Genomic DNA, 19372 nt, shown 5'->3' with positions numbered 1-19372 from the left:
AATTAAAGATGAATTTTAATAATGTTAAGATTAGAAAAATCACGGTTAATGTGCGCCGCTTATGTGTTTTAAAAGAGGCAGCTTACTTAATATGAATGTAATCAACCATGAAGTTGCACAAATGAACAGCAGAACTAAAGGCAATATTATAGGATTTCTTGAAAATATCGCAAAATAATGGTCGCTGATGTAGAATAGCGGATATAATATGAAATAATGTGTTAAAAACATTCCGTAGCTGCAGGTACTAATGGACAATATGATCCATGAAACGTATTTGTTTTGCTTAAAGAAGTTATAGATTTTGTTTTTAATGTCGTCAAAGGAGTTATTTTCACAATAGTCGCTGAAGTATTTTATGAACAGGAATAACCCGACCACCTGTAAAGTGGATACTATCCTTTTATAGCCGTAATACATTAGCTTATGGGTTTCACAGCTTGCGATGTAGGTATATCTCAAATTGATGATTGTAAATATTAGAAATATTGCCAAACCGATCAGGCACATGGCCTTGTCGCTCAGTTTGAATTTTTTCGCTGACAGGTAATATCCCAATGGAATAAAACCTATAAACCCTGCCAATGTCTCTTTCCAGCCCAGGGTATGTGTAGCATCGATGTTTGCTAAAATGTCAATAGGCTGTTCCCTTAGGAATATGATAAATATGAACCATATTATAAGCATGTATTCCAATCCCTGAATGTCATATTCCTTAACGAATGAGTTTATAATCGGTAAAAGAAGATAAAGACCAATCAGCATCCAGACAAACCAATACTGATTATAAAAGAGCAGTCTGCAGTATTCATGGAATGTGAATGGAAATCCTAAGAATTTCATTTTGCACAATGGAAGCAGAAGTGACCAGAATACGAAAGGTATCAGGATTCTGGAGAATCTCCTTTTCATGAAATCCTTTAGGTCATAATCCCTGTTAAGAAGCAATGCTCCGCTTATCATTAAAAAAAGTGGAACTCCCAGCACACCGATGTCAATGTAGAATGCTGCTGTAAACCATCTGAATGAAGCTGCAGGTGCATATTCACAGAACTGTCTGCATACATGAGCCAATATTACGCAAATGATTGCCATGGACCTCAATACATCCAAATAAAAAATCCGTTTTCCTGAACTGTAAGCACCCATAAAAATTCTCCACTGACTATGAATTTATTTTTGATTATATTTATAACTAATTATCCCTCTTTAAATATGAAAAAATGTTAATAATGCTAATAATATTTGGTTGCAAAGGATATTACCATCGCTGCTAAAAATCCGACAATGCAGACCATTGCATATTTGTCAAACTCAAAGTCGGTATCGCATTTTCTATTTATTCCACATATTATAGGTATTAATGCAATTATAGGAATGAAATATCTGATTGAAATTCCCAGATTGGTTTTTCCAACATATGACCAGCTGAGCAGCTGAACAAAACAGGTTCCGAAATAGACCAGTAGGAATATTGCAAAAGCACCCGCTCTTGTCTTCAAATCGAATTTAGCATTCTTCGGATTTGCAATAAGCACCAGAACCAAAAATATCTGAAGCGCTAATGTTATTAGATTATATTGGTCCCTGTACTGAGGATATGGGCCCGGAGTGAAAAAGTTAAACAAGCCATTGACCAGATTAGGCAATTCATCGTTGAAGATTTTAGCTAAAAAATTCATGAATAGGCTTGGATGATTAGTCATATATGCTGTCTGCATGGTCATATTCATCTTATGAACAGATCTCCATGAATGCATTATTGTAGGCGCACTGTATCTGCTCCATAAAAGGCCTATTGCTGAAACGGCTGCAATACATAAAACGATATATATCAAAGCATTCTTATCCTTGAAGTTTTTCCTTGGAACAAGGAATAACAGGAATATGAAAGCAAGATAAGGCAGTTTGCAGAGTCCAAACAGCAGACATATGGCTGAAAATATGATTATCTCCTTATTTTCAAGACTATCAGGTTCGGATTTGTACATATAAATGAAGTAGGCAGTAGCCAAAATTCCCAATCCAAAGAGCATCGAATCGATGCTGACCGAAGCCGCCTGAAACATTGCAATAGGTATGCATGCTACGGCAAGAAGAGGAATCTTCAAACAAGGTGTTTTTTTAACTGCATATGAAACCAATACTGCATAACATAAAAGGTTAGCTATTCTTCCAAGCCACAGCATCCAGATTACATTCAAATCAAGCAGTTTTGCAATTAAAATTCCAATTGCCTGAGGGAAGTAGCCATAGAATATGTTCTGCTCAAATGCGGACGGTGTTATTATGCTTGTCCAATTGATCTTATCCGTATCGTGTGTGGTTTCAAAAACCGTCAGTCCCCTGTCATTTGAGAAGAAATTTGAGCTTTCAATTGTCTTGAATCCTATTTGAGTTTCATTACTCATGTAATGACCATTAGTATCATATGTTCTTGTCAAGCCCACATCGCTTCCGGTCCAGTGAGGAAACAGAACCCCCTGAGAGGTGATTTCGGCTCTGACAAAATGTTCAGGCTCGTCACTGACGCAGGCAATAGGGACAATCAATGAACATACAAGTCCAAAACAAACTATTACAACAAAAGCAACCTTATATAAATCCTTTTCATCATTATTTGCCTGATAAAAGAGTATGCACAAGCATCCCAATACTGCCACTATAACGAATGTGACCAATTCAAATTTCGGATGGGAGATATTTGCGGATGAAATGGTTGAAATACCGGCAACTATTATTAAAACCAGATATATCAACAGGTATTTTTTTGATTCAAGCAATATATCCTTAATTTCCGTTAAATTTCCCCTTGAAATATTTCTGCTCATGTCAACTCCTCTAAATAAAATCCCTTCCATAAAACATGACTCTTCTTGCAAGGAAATTCCAGAACAATACTATAATTGCTGAAATAATCTTTGAAACCAAATAGTAAAGCCCTACAATATCTGTAAAGAAATATAAAAGTATCTCTGTAAACACCAAACCGATTGTGCTGATTAGTATGAACAGATTGAATTCCAAAACCTTGTTGTCAATGTTGTCCTGGTTGAAAACCCATTTTGTGCTCATGATATAGTTTACGAGCACTGAAATGATGAATGACAATACTGCTGAAATCAGATAATAGATTCCGCATATGTCACTGAAGAAATATAAGAAGAAGAAATCCACAACAAATGCAGTTCCTCCAACAAAGATATATCTGAACAATTGCAGGAAAATGTCATCTGTCGGTTCTTTAAATAGTTTATTAATCAATTTTCATTCCTCTTTGTTAATCTCATTCAATAAAATCAAGTGATGTTCAAGGTTTTCAGAATGCTGCCTTTTAAGAACATGCAGAATAACGCCTGTAAAGAATGTTAATGATGCAATGATTACAACAGTGGATATGACAATCAATGTAGGTATCTTAAGCACATATCCTGTTGAGAAGTATTTGAAAAGTATTGGGAAAAAGTAGATTCCTGCAATAATTAAAAGTATTAATGAAACAGCTGAAAAGAATATGAGTGGTCTTTCATCCCTAATCAAAGCAAAAATCATCATGATTACTTTAAATCCGTCACGATAGGTATTCAGTTTTGATTCGCTTCCTTCAACACGATCCTTATATTCAACGGGAATTTCCATTATCTTAAAATTGTTCATCAATGCAAATACGCTCATTTCGGTTTCAATTTCAAATTCTCTTGATGAAATCGGAAATGACTTGACGAAATTGTAGCTGAAAGCACGCATTCCTGTCATTATGTCATGCAGGTCGCTTCTGAAAAACAGATTGATGAATCTTCTGACCAATTTGTTTCCGGTGTTGTGAAAAGGCCTGTCATTTTCTTCAAAATAAGTGGATGACAATCTGTCTCCGATTACCATATCTGCTTTACCGCTTAGTACAAGTTCCTCAAATTCAGGTGCCGCTTCAGCAGGATATGTATCGTCTCCATCCACCATGATATAGCAGTCAGCCTGAATGTCGCGGAACATGGATTTAACCACATTTCCCTTGCCCTGCTTATATTCATATTTGACGATTGCTCCGGCATCCTTTGCAATTCTATCAGTTCCATCAGTAGAATTGTTGTCATATACATAAACATCTGCATGAGGCATATATTTCTTAAAATCAGTCACAACTTTCTCAATAGTTGCAGATTCGTTATAACAAGGAATAATAATAACTGTTTTCATCAAATTTCAACCCGATAAGTAATATTTAAATAAAACTAAAATGTTATGTCTAACTATTTGTTTATCATAATATTTATAATATTATTAGAAAGACAGTTCATCAGCCATCAACCAATAAGTAGAAACTGTCGAGTATCTCTTCATTGTATTTTGCGTAATCGATTTCCAGAGTTTTTATATTTCCATTTTCAAACTCACGCATTCCCTCAAGTATTCCGTCTTCTGAGTTTTCAAAGATGTTTCCGTTATAGTCCCTTAACCATTGAAGGCCCGGAACGTCACAGGCTATCACAGGAACGCCTAATGTATCCGCTTCCATTGCAACAATACCCCAACCCTCATAATATGAAGGCAATACAAACAGATCGCATTTTGCAAGAATAGGCATCGGATTTGAAATGTTTTTAACAAGAACAACGTTGTCTGAGTAATCCAAACCGTTTACCAGTTCTATTGTATCCTCATAGAGTTCACCGTGGCCTCCGATTATAATAAGTTGGGTTTCAGGATTGTCCTTACAAAACCGGTCAAATGCTTTTAAAAGGCGTTCATGACCCTTTTCAGGTGAAAACCTGCCTATTGTTATGAACTTTTCACACGGCCTATTCAGGGCATTGAAGATGGATTCGCTATTCGGATAAACTTCAGTTGCCTCATCAAGAACAAGGTCCATTTTGGAATTGGCTGTTATCTGGTCGTAATTGTTGAAGTTATGGATTATTCGGATATTGTCCTTTCGGCCGCTTATTTCAGCTGTAGGTTCAATCAGATCCTTTGAAACTACTACAACATTATCCGCTGATGAGTAAGCTTCCCTCAAGATATTCAAATTCTGATTGTCCCTTGTCCTTTTCTCCTGAATCATATTACTGTGAACCCATACTGTCCGTTCGGTGTCTGCATGGGCAAAAATCAGAAGCTCCTTTTTGTTGTATCCGTCAAAGTTTATAACTTCTTTAATGTTAAGATTGCCATACTGCTTATCATATGACCTTTTGAATAGCCTATGAAGTGGTTTTGTTAGTTTTGCATCTTTTTGTGATGACATGAACTTGTCAAAATCATTTTTTTCAGATATTGTTGGGGAAATCGGGAACCTGAAAGGCAAAAACTCAATTTCCTTTGGGAATCTTTTGAAGATCTCCTCATGGTTTTCTATGATGTTTTCATCCCATGGCAGATATGATATGAAATAGTTATATCTCTCCAGGTCAATGTTTTCCAAAAGATTGATTAGTGAAGAGGTGATGCCGTTATTCAATAGACTTCCTGCATAAATGAGAATATTTTCCTTTACATTTTCAATTCTCTTTTCCAGGCAGACATTCTCATTGTTGAATATGTGCCTGCATATATACTTGGCAGAGTCAATCCGGTCATATCTGCTGAATTCTGCTCTAAATTCAGCATCATCATATTCCTTAGGCGAATTCAACTGGTCTATCAAATCATCAATCGTTTGAACTTTCGGGAAAGGCAGCCTATCCATTGAAAAATACAGTCCCCTGTAATCCTGATAGTCGCTTTCATCAAAATTGAACAGGACAATCTTGCGTGATGTATTTGCAAAATCAAAAAGTACGCTTGAATAATCGGTAATCAGCACATCCGCCATATTCAATATATCATAGGTTTCATAACCTTGGGGAAATGGCCTGATATGCTTGAATTTATCAAAATCAATTTTAGAAGTCGTATAAACGTGCAACTTGACAAACATAATCTGGTCATCACTTAATCTGCTATCGATTTTTTCCAGAAATCCTGTCATGTCGCTTTGCTTTTCATAATCCCTATTGATAAACAAACCCTTGAAAGTAGGCATATATACAGATATTTGATAATCGTCAAGGTTGAACTTCATCCTGAACTCTTTGCGTTTTGAATCATCGAAAAAGACGCTGTTTCTTGGATATCCCTCCATCAGAATCTTTCCAGGATATATCTTTTCAATCATATAGGAATTCATCATCTTTTCCTTCATATACTCATTAGGATATAATAGATAATCAGAAGAAAGCAAAGTATGCTGAATGTTAGCTATTCTGTGCTGTTCGGATACGTTGTCAAAGCCCATGACCTTTAATGGAGTTCCATGCCATGTATTAATGAATATCTGACCTTCTTTTTTAACATATTTTGGCCTGATGCCCGAATCGGTGAATATGTATTTTGCCTTTTCAAGGATTCTTGTTGCGGTTGATTCCTTAGTGATGACTTTATGAATATTCAAATCGTAATTGCCTTTAAGCTCTTCAATTTTGGAGAAAACTTCCTTTTCGGCATATACATAAATCTTCAAATTTCCGTATGCTCCGGTTGAAAGTTCCTCAGCTATTCGAAGGATATTTCCTGTAAAGTCATGCCCGTCTCTTGATTCCAAATAAACAATATTTTCATCAATAGAATCATCATAGTATGAACGGTAAATATATGAATTAACCAAATCTTCCTTTTTATGCTTGATTTTATTTTTTAATCCCATATTACCATCTCATCTCTTAAAAAGTGAATAAAATTCATTTACTGCATCAGCATTATATTCTTCAGCATCTATTGTGAGGAGGTCAATTTTTTCATTCATGAAATCGTTCAGTCCTTTGAGAATTCCTTGCTGTGAATCTTCAACAATATGTCCTCCATATTCCTTCATCCATTGGGTTCCGACAATATCGGTTGCAACAATCGGAATATCTAGGGAATCCGCTTCCATTATTACTATCGGCCAGCCTTCATAGAATGATGAAACGATAAACAAATCGCATTTCGCCAAAATCGGCATTGGGTTAGAAATGCTTTTAACAATGCATACGTTTTGCCTGTGCCTCATATCATTTACTATGTCCAATGTATGTTCATACAGGTCTCCATGACCTCCGATAATTATCAGTTTTACTTCACTATGCTCATCTGCAAATTCATCAAATGCCTTGAGAAGGCGTTCATGACCCTTTTCAGGTGAAAAACGGCCAATTGTGATGAACTTTTTACAATCGCTGTTTAGGATATCATATAATGAATCCTCATCCGGATAGACTGATGTTGTCTCGTCCAGTTTTAAATCCTCTGCGGCCCTGTCCTGTATTGTCCTGTAATTGTATATGTTGTGGACGATTTTGATGTTTTCATCATTTCCCTTTATTTTGCCAGTCGATTTAACCAGATCCGGGGATACGACGCACACATGACCAAATTGATTATAGATATACTTCAAAATATTTATGCTGTGCTTATTTCTCATCTCTATTTCCTGAAGCATATCATTATGCACGAATATTGAATTGTTCAAGCCACAATTGGCAAATATTGTTGAAACGTCATTATTGTAACCGTCAAAATCGATTACCGCTTCAAAGTCAAGAGCTTTAAACTGATTCTCAAAGGTTCTCTTGAACAATCTTTTAAGATCATCGCTGCACTCCAAATCTGCAGTTGCAGTAACAAATTTGTTCAAATCCATCTTTTCAGATACGGTAGGCATATAATTATAGCTTATCGGAAGGAATTCAACATCCTCAACCATATTTTCAAAGATATCCTCATGGTTTTCCTTTATATATTTATCCCAGGACTTGAACGTGATGAAATAGTTATAGTTTTTCCGGTCCACATTCTCAAGCAGATTCATCAGGGAAGATGTGATACCATTTTTCATAAGGCTTCCGCCAAAAATCAGAATGTTCGGGTTGTCATTGTCAATCCTTTCGACATTGCATGTGTCCTGTTCATTGAATATTTTCCTGCAGAGACGTTGGCAGGCATCAACGCGTTCATATTTACAGAATTCACGTTTGAACTGCTCATCATCATATTCCTTAGGACTGTTCAGCTGACTGATTAAATCATCGACAGTCTGCACCTTAGGAAACGGCAGTTCATCAAGTGGGATATATGTTCCCCTATAGGACATATAATCCTCTTCATCATAATTAAATAGAATAATCTTGCGAGCAGTATTTGCAAAATCGAAAAATACGCTTGAATAATCAGTAACCAACACATCAGCCATGTTCAGTATGTCATATGTTTCATAGCCTTTAGGAAATTCTCTGATATGTGAAAATGCTGAAAAGTCAATTTTTGACTGGTTATAGGGATGGAACTTTACAAAAAGGATTTGATTTTCTTTCAGTTTCATGTCAATTTCTTTTAGAAAACCTGTCACATCGTCCTTTTGCTCTTCATCCTTTCTATCGCTTACAGTTCCTTTGAAGGTGGGCATGTAAACGAATATCTCCTTATCTTCAAGGGACAATCTTTTCTTGAATTCATCTTTCAGGTCCGGATTTAAAAATACTGTGTTTCTCGGATATCCTTCAAGCAGGATTTCGCCGGGATAGATCTTTTCAATCATATATGCATTAAGCATTACTTCTTTCATGTAATCATTGGGATATATCAGATAATCACTGTTCAGAAGGGATCTTTGTATTATTCCAATATTAGGCTGCTCCGGAGGATTTTCGAAACCCATCAGTTTCAATGGGGTTCCATGCCAGGTGTTGACCATGATTTGACCTTTCTTTTTGATGAATTTAGGTCTTATGCCTGAATCGGTGACAATATACTTTGCCCTTTCAAGAATCTTGCATGCTTCATACTCATCGGTGATGATTTTGCGTATATTCAGATTATAGTTTTTCTGGAATTCAATTATTTTGGCCTTTACTTCTTCATTTGCAAAAACATATATCTTATAGTGGCCATATTCGCCTTTAGATAACTCTTCAGCAATTCTAAAAATGTTTCCGGTAAAGTCATTACCGTTTCTTGACTCTAAGTATACTCTTTTTTGGTCAATACATTGATTATAATAAGCATCATAAATTTTAGAACTTTCATAACAATCTTTAAAATTATGAAGTTTATCGATTAGGCCCATAATATCATATTAGTTGTAATGATTAATAATAGTTAATGAAAAAATGGAAAATAATCCTTATTTTTTCATTTTATGTTATCGTTTTAAAAAGAATCAGTTTTCGAATTCATCAACCAAACTGTTTGCTGTCTTCCAATCGTTGTGGTCATCGATTTCAGTCCATTTGAGCCCATTGGTCAGAACGTAATCTATTGTTGTGTCATTTGAAAGGGTCCTGTATGCAAAGTCATAATAGTTTTGAGGGTCTTCATCGATTAAAATCTGAAGTATCTCGTTGAAGCGTGGGATATCGCCTTTTACGACCTTTGAAACGCCAATGAATTCACCTGTTGATGATGGAATGTCAATTCCCTTTCCGATTTCTGCAATAGTGCCGTTTGCGATGCTATTGTCATCATTGACCTTAACGTCTTCCAGGATAAGTTTGAAGGATTCCTCGTTCAGTTCCTTGAAATTGTCGACTATCATGCTGGTATTTTCTGTTTCGGCTATTCTTGTAATGATTTCAGGGTCAACTACATTGTCCCCGTTTATCAGGATGAAATCATCCAAAGGCCCGTTTTCTATATATGAGCTTGCAAGATAGGTTGAAACAGAGGTGTTTGTAACGTCATAGTCCTCATTTTCAATGATTTTGATGTTGACGCCCAGTTTCTCTTCAAGTTCCGGTGCAATATCATAAACCTTCTTTTTGTTATATCCGACAATCAGTATGAAATCAGTTATTCCTGCGTTCATGCAGTTTTTAATCATCCTTTCAAGCAGGGTAACACCATTTATTTCAAGAAGCGGTTTTGGAATATCCTTTGTAAGCGGCATCAGCCTGGTTCCCATTCCCGCAGATAAAATCACAGCAATCATTAATAAACACCTTCTATTCCATTTTCTCCCATAATCCCTTAAAAGCATGAATAGGAGATATATTTTCTATTATCACTTCATAAACAAAATCCACAATCGGGCTTTCGATATTGTTGTTTTTACATATGTCCTTTACGGCTCTCACTGAATTTTTGCCTTCAAATACTATTCCGCTTGCGCTTTCATCTATAATCAGCCTTTGGCCATAGAGTATTCCAAGGGTATGGTTTCTGCTTTCGCTTGATGTTGAAGTTAAAATCAGGTCGCCGAATCCGCAGTATTCATGAACGCTTTCGGCCTTTCCGCCAACAGCTTCAATTATCCTGATTGTATCGTTGAAACCCTTAGTCAAAATGCCGAATCTTGCGTTTTCATTGACGTTCATACCTTCGCAAATTCCGTTTGCTATTGCATTGATGTTTTTCAGCACGCCGCAAAGCTCAATTCCCTTGATGTCATCGATTAGCTTAACCTTGAACTGCTTTGTTTCAAGGACATCCTTTACTTTTCTGGCATTTTCAGGATTTTTTGATGCTACATTAGTTACGGTCGGCAAATTCAGGATTATTTCTGATGCGAAGTTGGGTCCTGAAAGGGCAACATAGTTTTCATCAAAATATTCGCATATCAGATTTCCCATTGTCTTTAATGAGGGGTATTCGATTCCCTTTGCGGTTGTAACTATGATTGCATCCTCTTTGACCGCTTGCTTCAAAACACTTAATGTTGATCGGAAGGCTGAAGAAGGTATTGTCAGAAATACTATTTCGCAATCCTTTAAATCATTGAAATTATTGACTGGAATGATATTGTCATTCAATTTAGTGTTCGGGTAATATTCTGAGTTGAACCCTGTCTTTTCGATTGAATCTGCAAGTTCAACTCTTCTTACATACAAATAAACGTTATCAACATTTTGAGAGATTATCTGAGATAGGGCAGTGCCTAGACTACCTGCACCAATAACTGCGACATTAGTCATTTATTTTCACCAATCAGTTTATTAAATAAAAAAATAAAATTGAAAGTTTATTTTAAACTTCTAATAGGAATATCCGTCGTCGATTTTGAAAGCCTTGTTGGAATGGGATTCCTTAAGGAACACAGTTCCATTGAATGTTGCATGGACGGTGTAGTTTCCATTGTCAAAGCCTTGAATCTGGATGTATCCTCTTCCGAATTCGTCGGTTGTGACGTTAAACTTATGAGCCCAACCTGAATCATCGAGGATTTTCAAGTCAACGACCTGGCCTGGAATGACGTTTCTGTAGTTGTCCTTAAGTATTACGCCTATATAATCTCCATTCATTATTGTAGTATTGCAGTCTATTTCGACTTTGGTTTCTGTGGTATTCATGGAGATATATGCAAATGCCACAATGGATACAACCATTATTGCTATAATGGCTATCAAAGCTGTTCGTCTTATATCCATAAATTACACTCCTCAATTAACTGTTATGAACCAGTAAAACATCAATATCAGCTGTCTTTAGAACCTTTTCGGCCACGCTTCCAATGATGAATTTGTGAAGGCCGCTTTTTCCGGATGCTGAGATAACTATCAATTCAACGCCTTCCTCGTTTGCAACTTCATTTATTGTTTCAGCAGGAAAACCTGTTTTTACCATGGTTTTGATATTATATCCTTCCGGGAATTTTTCTTTCATGAGCGCAACGCTGTCTTTTGCCTCTTCAAGCATTCCTTTGTTAACTTTTGCTATATTTTTTCTGCTTTGAAATGCGCTTGTTGTCAGTTTGCCTGCAACGGACAAGATGATTATCTCCCCATCATCGGCAATCAATTTTGTTACTCTGTCAATTTCCTGGTCTGCATATCCTGATCCATCGGTTGGAAGTAAAATCTTTTTGTACATTTATATACTCCTTATATAAGTTGATAGTATATTTGTCTTTAATAGTTAATAATGTTTATTTAAACAATTTATCACCAATAGAACATTTCACAAATATCGGGTTTGAACAATATTACAATTGCAATCTAATGTAAATTAGCAGTTTGTTTCATTTTAAATATTCTATAAACAGAACCTATGCCCCAATATTGAGTAGTGAACAACAATAAACCTAAAAATACTTTAAAAATATAATCAATAACGAAAAATGGAGTTTCTATGTCTATCAGCAATGAAAGAAACGTCAATAAAAGTATAATTATGGTATAATGTTTTGTATATTGTCTCCACCCAATTACATCAATAGTTTTTTTAATATTGATTAGATTAAATGCATCCCTAAATCTGCCGGTATCAGCTAATTTAGCCAATGCAATTTCCATGAAAAACATGGTGAAATAAAATACTGCAAAATCAAAAACAATAAAAATAGCTGTATTTACAAGATCATGATTAAATAATAAAGTCACTGTTTCAAAAAAATCCAACAACAAATCTTCAACATCAACTACTGGAAAATTGAATAGTAAAGATACGAACCAAAAAAACAACGATTGAACACTAAGATACACAATAAAAACAACACTTGATTTTAATCCCAAAACAATGACGTCTTTGATTAATATTTTAGGCAATCGTTTACCCTTTTTTATTACATCTTTAGTGATAGCCATCCCATATCCTGCTATGAAAATATATGGTATCATTGACAGATAAAGCGCATATGGTATCCTCATTTCCTCAAAAATTTCCATTAAAATGCAAAACAAGTAGAATAAAGCCAAAATAATTAATAGAAATGGTATGTTATTTGTTGTATAGCTCCATATATCTTTAATTATATCCAATGGCATGATTTCCTCCAAAATCCATAATCCTAAAAGTAATGAAAAAAAACTTTTAAAAAATCAAATCCTTGAAATAAGGCTTAATAAAATGTATTATTTTTATTAATATATAAAATTTTACCCGATACGTGTTTTCTTTTCAACCAGCACTGCATTTTAACCCTTCACCGCAACAATTCCATAATAATTCTGTTGCTAAAACTGCGAGCATTCCTCAATCTGTTGGCGGCAACAATAATGTTATGGTGTTATTATTGTTGATTTTGGTGATTATTGGAATTTGCGGTTTAGTTTATCATCAAAAAAATAAATAAGATTTTCCTGTTAACAACCTGAAAATTTTATATTTTTTTCTTTTTTTAATTTCTTGGTTATTTTTATTGAAATGCTTTTTTGCTTATAGTGCCAATGGCAAGTGTAAGCGGCATCTATCGTGATGCCTTTGGTTTTTCTTGCCACTGGATTTTATCCTTTTCATGGGATTAAAAAAGGCCATTTATTCCTGATTGTAGCTGTATTCAAGTAGCCTTCCGACATGACGGGTTTCGAAGAACATGTCTTTTTTAGCCATTATTATGATAATTGTAAGCACTGTTATTACTATTGTCTCCAGGCATTTTGTCTCTGGAGTTAATGCTATTTTTTCCTGCATGAAATTGACGAAGAAATGGAATATCATGCAAGCTAATATAGAACGGTCGCTTTCAAGATAGACCCATGTAATGACAAATCCCATTGGGATTCCGCTTACAAAAAAGTTGATCACATAAAGAGGATTAACCATAAGTCCTGCTTGATAGGTTCCCTGAATGAAGATTAAAGGGAAATGCCATAAAGACCATAGCACTCCAAAAATCATGGATTCCCAAAACCAGTTCATATAGTTTCCAATAGAATCTTCACAGTATCCTTTCCATCCGACTTCCTCAATTATGGAAGCAATAGTAATGGTAATGAATGCTCCTGCTATTCCAACACCTGTAAAAGAAAAGTTTTCAGTGAATGAAAACTGGCTGAGTGGCTGTCCAAAAAGCAGTGACAAGAGAATGGAACAGACTATTACAATCGCAAATATTATTACGGCCCAAACTACATTCAGCCATTTTACTTTGTAAAATCCTACCATCTTATTTTTAAAGTCTTTCTTAAGCATATCTGAGCCTGAGGCCATAATGAAAACTGTAGATACAATTGCTGGAGCCATGAGGCCTATAAGCATGAGTACTGGACTGATGCTTTCCGGTAAATATATTGCTGGAATCCAGAATATCCAGGTAAAGATATAGGCCAGAGCAAAAAAGAGAACCGGTTTATATTTGTAGTTTTGCGTACTGTTCATTTGACCGCCTCCATATCAGTCTTATCAATCAGATTGTAAATGAAACTCATTGTTCCTTTCTCTGCCCCGAGAAGTTTTTCTGTCATGTCTATAAAGACAGAGATATCCCTTTCACTGAATGCACCTTCATTAAAGGTACCGTCGCTGATGACAAGAAGCATCCTAACACGCTCAGGTATATTGTCGCATTCAAAGATGCCTTCATTTACTCCCTCATTTACAACTTCGGATAAAAGCGGAGTGACAACGGCAATCAATTTTTTTCTGACTTTATGGTGCATTAACACGTTTTCCGGCTGGAAAAGAGCGTTTTTTATTGGCTGTTCTGCTTGGGTTGGTTTTATTGATGCAACTATTCCGACTATTTTTTCAGGTACCGGAATATCCATCGCGATAATCTGCTTTGCCATTTCAGCCTCACTTTCGATCATCATGTCTATGACTTCTTCAAGCATCTGCTCTTTGCTTTCGAAATAGTAGTAGTATGTGCCTTTAGCTATCTGTGCTTTTTCTATGATTTCGTCAACGGTAGTATTCTCATATCCCTTTGTGAGAAACATATCATAAGCTATCTTTAAAAGCTCTTTTTTCCTTTTTTCTCCTTTTTTCATATTTGCCTCCAAAAATGACCATCGATTGATTTTTATATTATAATTGACCTCTCTGATTGTCAATAATTTTTCGACTGTTAGTCGGTTTTTATTGATTTAGATTCTATTATGAAAATCATCATATATAAATATTTTCATAAAATTTAAAATACACCCTATCGACTAAATATGGCTGGCAATAACAATAATGTTATAATAAAAAGAGTAAAGCGATATAATCAGTTTTAAAGTCTAACAAAAGTATTTAAACAATATAAAAAAAATAAGGGGTAAAAAAAGTGGATTACAAGAGTTCAGTTATGGCCTCTTTTACATCCTCCAGATCTTCTGTCGGCTCGAACCTTCTAACGACATTTCCTTTGCGGTCAACGAGAAACTTGGTGAAATTCCATTTGATGTCGTCATTGTCCTTGTAGTGCCTGTCGACTGCCTTGAGAACCAGCTTAAGTTTTGTTGCACCCTTTCCTGTAATGTCCTTGAATGGCTGTTCCTTTTTTAGATATTCATATAATGGTTCTGCGTTTTCGCCGTTTACATCAATCTTGTCGAATATTTCATAGGGAACCATCCATTTAAGACGGCAGACTTCGGTAATCTCTTCTGTTGTTCCTGGTGCCTGGCCGCCGAACTGGTTGCATGGAAAGTCCAAAATCTCAAAACCCATTCCGTTGAATTCAGAATAGATTTCATTCAGTTCAGTGTATTGCGGTGTAAAGCCGCATTTTATCGCAGAATTTACAATCAAAAGTACCTTGCCTTTATATTTGCTTAAGGAAACCATGTTTCCCTCGCCATCCTTTACTTCAAAATCATATATGGACATGTGATATCCTCCTTGAATTTAATTTTAGATTGTACATATTTAAAAGTTATGTAAAAAAAATAATGCAAACGTTTTAATTTTATCAGGAATAAATATAACATTATGACTAGGCAGGATAAAATCGTTAAAACAAGTATAATTGGAATCGTCGTCAACCTCATACTGGTTGCATTCAAGGCAACAATAGGGATACTCGTAAATTCAATCGCAATCACTTTGGATGCAGTCAATAACCTAACCGATGCGCTTTCATCAATAATCACAATCATCGGAACCAAGCTTGCGGGAAAAGCACCTGACAAGAGCCATCCCTACGGATACGGGCGTATCGAATACTTCTCATCTGTAATCATTGCAGCCATTGTCCTGTGGGCGGGAATTACCGCGCTTATGGAATCATGGCCTAAGATATTCAATCCCGACGTAACATCCTATACGACAGTTTCACTGATTATAATCGCAGTTGCGGTAGTCGTAAAATTCCTTCTTGGACGTTATGTGAAAGGTGTAGGCGAATCAATCAATTCACAGGCGCTTGTCGCTTCCGGAAGTGATGCATTCTTTGATGCAATACTGTCTTTTTCCACATTGCTTGCAGCAATCATTTCAATATTCTTCCACATATCCCTTGAAGGCATTTTAGGGGTGATAATTTCACTTGTAATCATCAAGGCAAGTATTGACATGCTAAGAGAAACAATAGACAGCATGATTGGTGAGAGGGTCGATTCAGAATTATCCAAAAAAATCAAGGATTCAATATGTGAAGTTCCAGGCATTTATGGTGCATATGACCTGACCCTTCATAATTACGGGCCCGAACAGATGCAGGGATCAGTTCACATTGAAGTGGACGATTCGCTTTCCGCACTCGATATCCATACATTAACAAGAAACCTAGCCTATAAGATATATGAAGAATTCTCAATCATACTAACATTCGGAATATATTCCAGAAACGATAAATACAAGGATATCCGTGAGGATCTGGAAAAAATAGCCGATGAATATGAGGAAGTCATTGAGATTCATGGATTTTTGGTCTCAGAGGAAAAAAAGTTGGCCACCTTTGACATCATTGTCGATTTCGATGCTGACCGTGAAAAAATAAAAGGGGAGATAATCTCTAAAATAAAGGCAAAACACCCTGAATTCGACTACTTTATAATTGACGACTATGATGTGTCAGATTAATATACTAGTTAATAAATAATATTAATTAAAGGTGTTATTATGAAAACTCAAAATATTATATTGATTGCAATTGCTGTTCTTGTAATTGCATTAGTTGCTGTTGGAATCTACAGCTTTACAGATGGGAATGCTCCCAATTTGAATGTTTCCAACAACAATACAACCAAATTTATCAATATCGGCACCATAAATGGAAACAATACTACCAATACCACTAATGTTACTGTTGTAGGCGACAATTCAACCCGCAACGTTTCACAGGAAAACGGTACAACAGTCTATAAGGTATACGTTCCACAGACAGATTCATATGTGCCTGTAATAGGTGAAAAATATGATAATGAGGTTCACAGATGGTATACCTACGATAAAGATGGTGTAAGATATTACAATACAAGAATTAACCACTAATTCTTGTTTTTTTCTTTTTTTAAATGAAAACCGCACTGATTAGATTGTCCCTGTATGTTGTTTCATCCTTCAGGGATTCTATGTGGTGTATTACGTTCAGCTTCAAATCTTCCAGCTTGATTCTTGTTTCCAGGTCATTGAAGTCAACGTCAAAATGAATGATGTATTTTATGTACATGTCATAGTCGAAGATAATCCAGTCCGGTCCGTTGATGTCTAAAAGCTGAACGGACCATTTTGACATGATATTATTGATTTTAAGCGTAGTTTCCTCCACGTTAAAATCTGAATCAAGAGTTATTTCCTTCATTGATATAAGTCCTCTGAACCTTTTTGAGGCAAGTCTATCTGTATGTCCTCCTTGTTGAAGACTCCAAAGGCTGTGAGTTCCTTTTTGAGAATGGACATTGACTGTGAAACTTCCTCGTTTTCCACTGAAATTATGGCGACGTTCAGCCATTCGTCATCTTCGGAAAGATAGATGCATGGCTCAAAGAGTTGGAATTTGGAAATGAGAGTTAAAAGCAGGTCGTTGATATCGGCCTTTTTGCCGGTATGCTCAAAGTTCAATTGTAAAATCCTTTCTTCAATATTCATAGATTAAGTTATGTTTTCAATATATTTAAAAATTGGTTTCATACATTTCAAGTTTGTCCCTGTTTTGTGAGGCCGCAGAAAATCCTTCAGATACGATAAGCCAGATTGCCTTTAAAAACCCGATGTCGGTCAGTTTATTGCAGTTTTCAAGGGCAAGCATTTCATAATTCGGTTCGTCAATAACATCCTTCAGGAACTGGTCTTTTATGTCTGAGCGCAAATCCCAGTCGATATAAGATTCAAGGATGTCCTTTATTGACACTGAAAAGTTGTTTCCGATTGATTTGGTGATTTCAATCTCATCAGCAGTCATCTCGCCGTCAAGGGACTTTTCAATCTGGATGAATGATGAATAGTCCTGATATCCATATAATGTAAACCTTCCCTCACAGTTATGGGCAGAATACTCATCTATCAGTTGTGTAAACGGTGAATATGAAAGTATGAATACAGCTATTGATTCAATCAGGCTGTTTTTGGAGCAGTCAAGAAGAGTGCACAATATTTCAGTCATTATTTCCTTCAATATGAAATGGGCGAGTTCATGGATTAACGTGGTAATCTGAAGAGAAACGGTTTGCCTGTCATCAAGGGTTATCCTGTTGAAGCTGAAGTATCCGAGTTCCTGGCCGTAGGACTTGAAGTCGACTTCCACAAATGACTTGGCATAGAGCAATATCTTATCGAAAAGCTTCAAATCATCCAAAAGAATCTCATTTGATCTAATCAGATTGTCGAATGTGGTGATTGATGACTTTTTGATGTTTCTTAAAATCCTATTATAATCCTTGGTGCTGAAGTCAAACTCATCTATTCTGTTTTTGTTTTCCTGTGTGAAAATCTCTTCAAAGCTATTGAATTCATTTGATTTGATAAATTTAAACTGTGGATCTGATTTTATAAGCTTAATGTCAACATCCTTAATATGCTTTAGACTGACCAGACATTCCGGGCAGAAATTCTCCTCTTCATGGTATTTCCTAAGGCATTTCGGACAGTATTTGGTCGGCTCGATGTAATATGCTTTGGATTCGCAAAAGTCATATTGGCTTTTTACCAGACTATGTAACTGCGGATGAAGTAAATCATCTATCATCCTCTGCTTTTCAACATCCGGTGTGGAATATTTGGATAATGTTTCAAGACCGATCATATTATACCCACTTAATGTTTCAGTATCCCATAAACACATACATAATAGACAGTACCCATATCACAACGGTTAATATCAAAATGTATTTTCCGTGCTTTTTTGCTTTTTGCGAATCATTTCTGGTCATCAGATAGACTGCGAAAATCAATCCGAATAGGGGAATCAGGATTGCGCATATATAACCCAATACAATCGATAGCGTATGGCTTTTTTCAACTGGATGTACTGGGTATGTCTGAGGGGTTGTCTGTGTAAATCCATTCTGGCCGCTTTGGGCGAAATTATCCAAACTTTTGCCGCAGCTTTTGCAGAATTTTGCTTCATCTACCAATGCTTCTCCACATGAAGGACAATATTTTGTCATTTTATCACCTATACATCTACATTAACATATTCAATATATTATGAATCAAATACCCAATCAATTTAATGAATATTTCGTTTTATTTAAATTAATTGATTCAAGTAAACCTATTGAATTATTATGCCTAAATTCATTATTTTGACAGTTTAATTTTACTATGATTATAAGTATATATC

Annotated in this window: 20 protein-coding genes; 2 read left to right on the top strand and 18 right to left on the bottom strand. The window is 35.7% G+C overall.

Annotation, left to right across the window (positions count from 1 at the left end; genetic code table 11):
* Nucleotides 1-45: 45 nt before the first annotated feature.
* The 14 genes from TL18_RS04790 to TL18_RS04725 form a co-directional block, all read right to left on the bottom strand.
* Complete coding sequence (locus tag TL18_RS04790; protein WP_067042151.1) at nt 46-1149, bottom strand: acyltransferase; 1104 nt, start codon at nt 1147-1149, stop codon at nt 46-48.
* Between the two features lie 86 nt (nt 1150-1235).
* Nucleotides 1236-2831, bottom strand: a complete 1596-nt coding sequence (locus tag TL18_RS04785) for a DUF2142 domain-containing protein (protein ID WP_197031851.1) — start codon at nt 2829-2831, stop codon at nt 1236-1238.
* A 10-nt stretch (nt 2832-2841) separates the two neighbouring features.
* The gene (locus TL18_RS04780; RefSeq protein ID WP_067042139.1) at nt 2842-3264 is read right to left on the bottom strand and encodes a GtrA family protein; all 423 of its coding nucleotides are present in this window, start codon (nt 3262-3264) and stop codon (nt 2842-2844) included.
* Between the two features lie 3 nt (nt 3265-3267).
* Nucleotides 3268-4197 (bottom strand): glycosyltransferase family 2 protein, encoded by a 930-nt coding sequence (locus TL18_RS04775; protein WP_067042136.1) that lies wholly within the window; start codon nt 4195-4197, stop codon nt 3268-3270.
* Between the two features lie 100 nt (nt 4198-4297).
* A complete protein-coding gene (locus TL18_RS04770; protein WP_067042132.1) occupies nt 4298-6682 on the bottom strand; it encodes a glycosyltransferase in 2385 nt (794 codons plus the stop codon).
* Between the two features lie 9 nt (nt 6683-6691).
* A complete protein-coding gene (locus TL18_RS04765; RefSeq protein WP_067042129.1) occupies nt 6692-9079 on the bottom strand; it encodes a CDP-glycerol glycerophosphotransferase family protein in 2388 nt (795 codons plus the stop codon).
* Between the two features lie 93 nt (nt 9080-9172).
* On the bottom strand, nt 9173-9940 hold the full coding sequence (locus TL18_RS04760) for a sugar phosphate nucleotidyltransferase (protein ID WP_067042126.1): 768 nt from the start codon (nt 9938-9940) through the stop codon (nt 9173-9175).
* Between the two features lie 13 nt (nt 9941-9953).
* Nucleotides 9954-10922: an NAD(P)H-dependent glycerol-3-phosphate dehydrogenase gene (locus tag TL18_RS04755; protein WP_067042122.1), complete on the bottom strand. Its 969-nt coding sequence runs from the start codon at nt 10920-10922 to the stop codon at nt 9954-9956.
* A gap of 60 nt (nt 10923-10982) precedes the next feature.
* Entirely contained in the window at nt 10983-11375 is a 393-nt protein-coding gene (locus tag TL18_RS04750; RefSeq protein WP_067042120.1) for a hypothetical protein, read from the bottom strand.
* 16 nt (nt 11376-11391) lie between these two features.
* The gene (locus TL18_RS04745) at nt 11392-11817 is read right to left on the bottom strand and encodes a universal stress protein (RefSeq protein WP_067042118.1); all 426 of its coding nucleotides are present in this window, start codon (nt 11815-11817) and stop codon (nt 11392-11394) included.
* 125 nt (nt 11818-11942) lie between these two features.
* A complete protein-coding gene (locus TL18_RS04740) occupies nt 11943-12710 on the bottom strand; it encodes a DUF4013 domain-containing protein (protein ID WP_067042114.1) in 768 nt (255 codons plus the stop codon).
* Nucleotides 12711-13200: 490 nt separating this feature from the next.
* The gene (locus tag TL18_RS04735; protein WP_067042111.1) at nt 13201-14043 is read right to left on the bottom strand and encodes a CPBP family intramembrane glutamic endopeptidase; all 843 of its coding nucleotides are present in this window, start codon (nt 14041-14043) and stop codon (nt 13201-13203) included.
* On the bottom strand, nt 14040-14717 hold the full coding sequence (locus tag TL18_RS04730; protein ID WP_231483674.1) for a TetR/AcrR family transcriptional regulator: 678 nt from the start codon (nt 14715-14717) through the stop codon (nt 14040-14042). The genes TL18_RS04735 and TL18_RS04730 overlap by 4 nt, the downstream gene beginning before the upstream one ends.
* A gap of 220 nt (nt 14718-14937) precedes the next feature.
* Entirely contained in the window at nt 14938-15477 is a 540-nt protein-coding gene (locus TL18_RS04725; protein ID WP_067042098.1) for a glutathione peroxidase, read from the bottom strand.
* 102 nt (nt 15478-15579) lie between these two features.
* Here TL18_RS04725 and TL18_RS04720 point away from each other — a divergent pair, with 102 nt between their 5' ends.
* Complete coding sequence (locus TL18_RS04720; RefSeq protein ID WP_067042095.1) at nt 15580-16671, top strand: cation diffusion facilitator family transporter; 1092 nt, start codon at nt 15580-15582, stop codon at nt 16669-16671.
* A gap of 39 nt (nt 16672-16710) precedes the next feature.
* Nucleotides 16711-17082: a hypothetical protein gene (locus tag TL18_RS04715; RefSeq protein ID WP_067042092.1), complete on the top strand. Its 372-nt coding sequence runs from the start codon at nt 16711-16713 to the stop codon at nt 17080-17082.
* 19 nt (nt 17083-17101) lie between these two features.
* Here the strand turns inward: TL18_RS04715 and TL18_RS04710 are convergent, their stop codons facing one another.
* Genes TL18_RS04710 through TL18_RS04695 form a run of 4 tightly spaced genes read right to left on the bottom strand, consistent with a single transcriptional unit; the run spans nt 17102 to nt 19196 of the window.
* Nucleotides 17102-17392, bottom strand: coding sequence for a hypothetical protein (locus TL18_RS04710; RefSeq protein ID WP_067042089.1), 291 nt, complete (start codon nt 17390-17392; stop codon nt 17102-17104).
* Nucleotides 17389-17679 carry a hypothetical protein gene (locus TL18_RS04705; RefSeq protein WP_067042086.1) on the bottom strand — a complete coding sequence of 97 codons (291 nt, stop codon included), beginning with the start codon at nt 17677-17679 and terminating at the stop codon, nt 17389-17391. Before TL18_RS04705 ends, TL18_RS04710 begins: the two co-directional genes overlap by 4 nt.
* A gap of 25 nt (nt 17680-17704) precedes the next feature.
* Nucleotides 17705-18832, bottom strand: a complete 1128-nt coding sequence (locus tag TL18_RS04700) for a hypothetical protein (protein ID WP_067042083.1) — start codon at nt 18830-18832, stop codon at nt 17705-17707.
* 19 nt (nt 18833-18851) lie between these two features.
* Nucleotides 18852-19196: a zinc-ribbon domain-containing protein gene (locus tag TL18_RS04695; RefSeq protein WP_067042080.1), complete on the bottom strand. Its 345-nt coding sequence runs from the start codon at nt 19194-19196 to the stop codon at nt 18852-18854.
* Nucleotides 19197-19372 lie beyond the last annotated feature (176 nt).

Origin of the sequence: Methanobrevibacter sp. YE315 (genome assembly GCF_001548675.1) — an archaeon.
Taxonomy (GTDB): Archaea; Methanobacteriota; Methanobacteria; order Methanobacteriales; family Methanobacteriaceae; genus Methanocatella.
The sequence above is the reverse complement of the archived record's forward strand: the minus strand, read 5'-3'. Positions and strand labels throughout refer to the sequence as shown.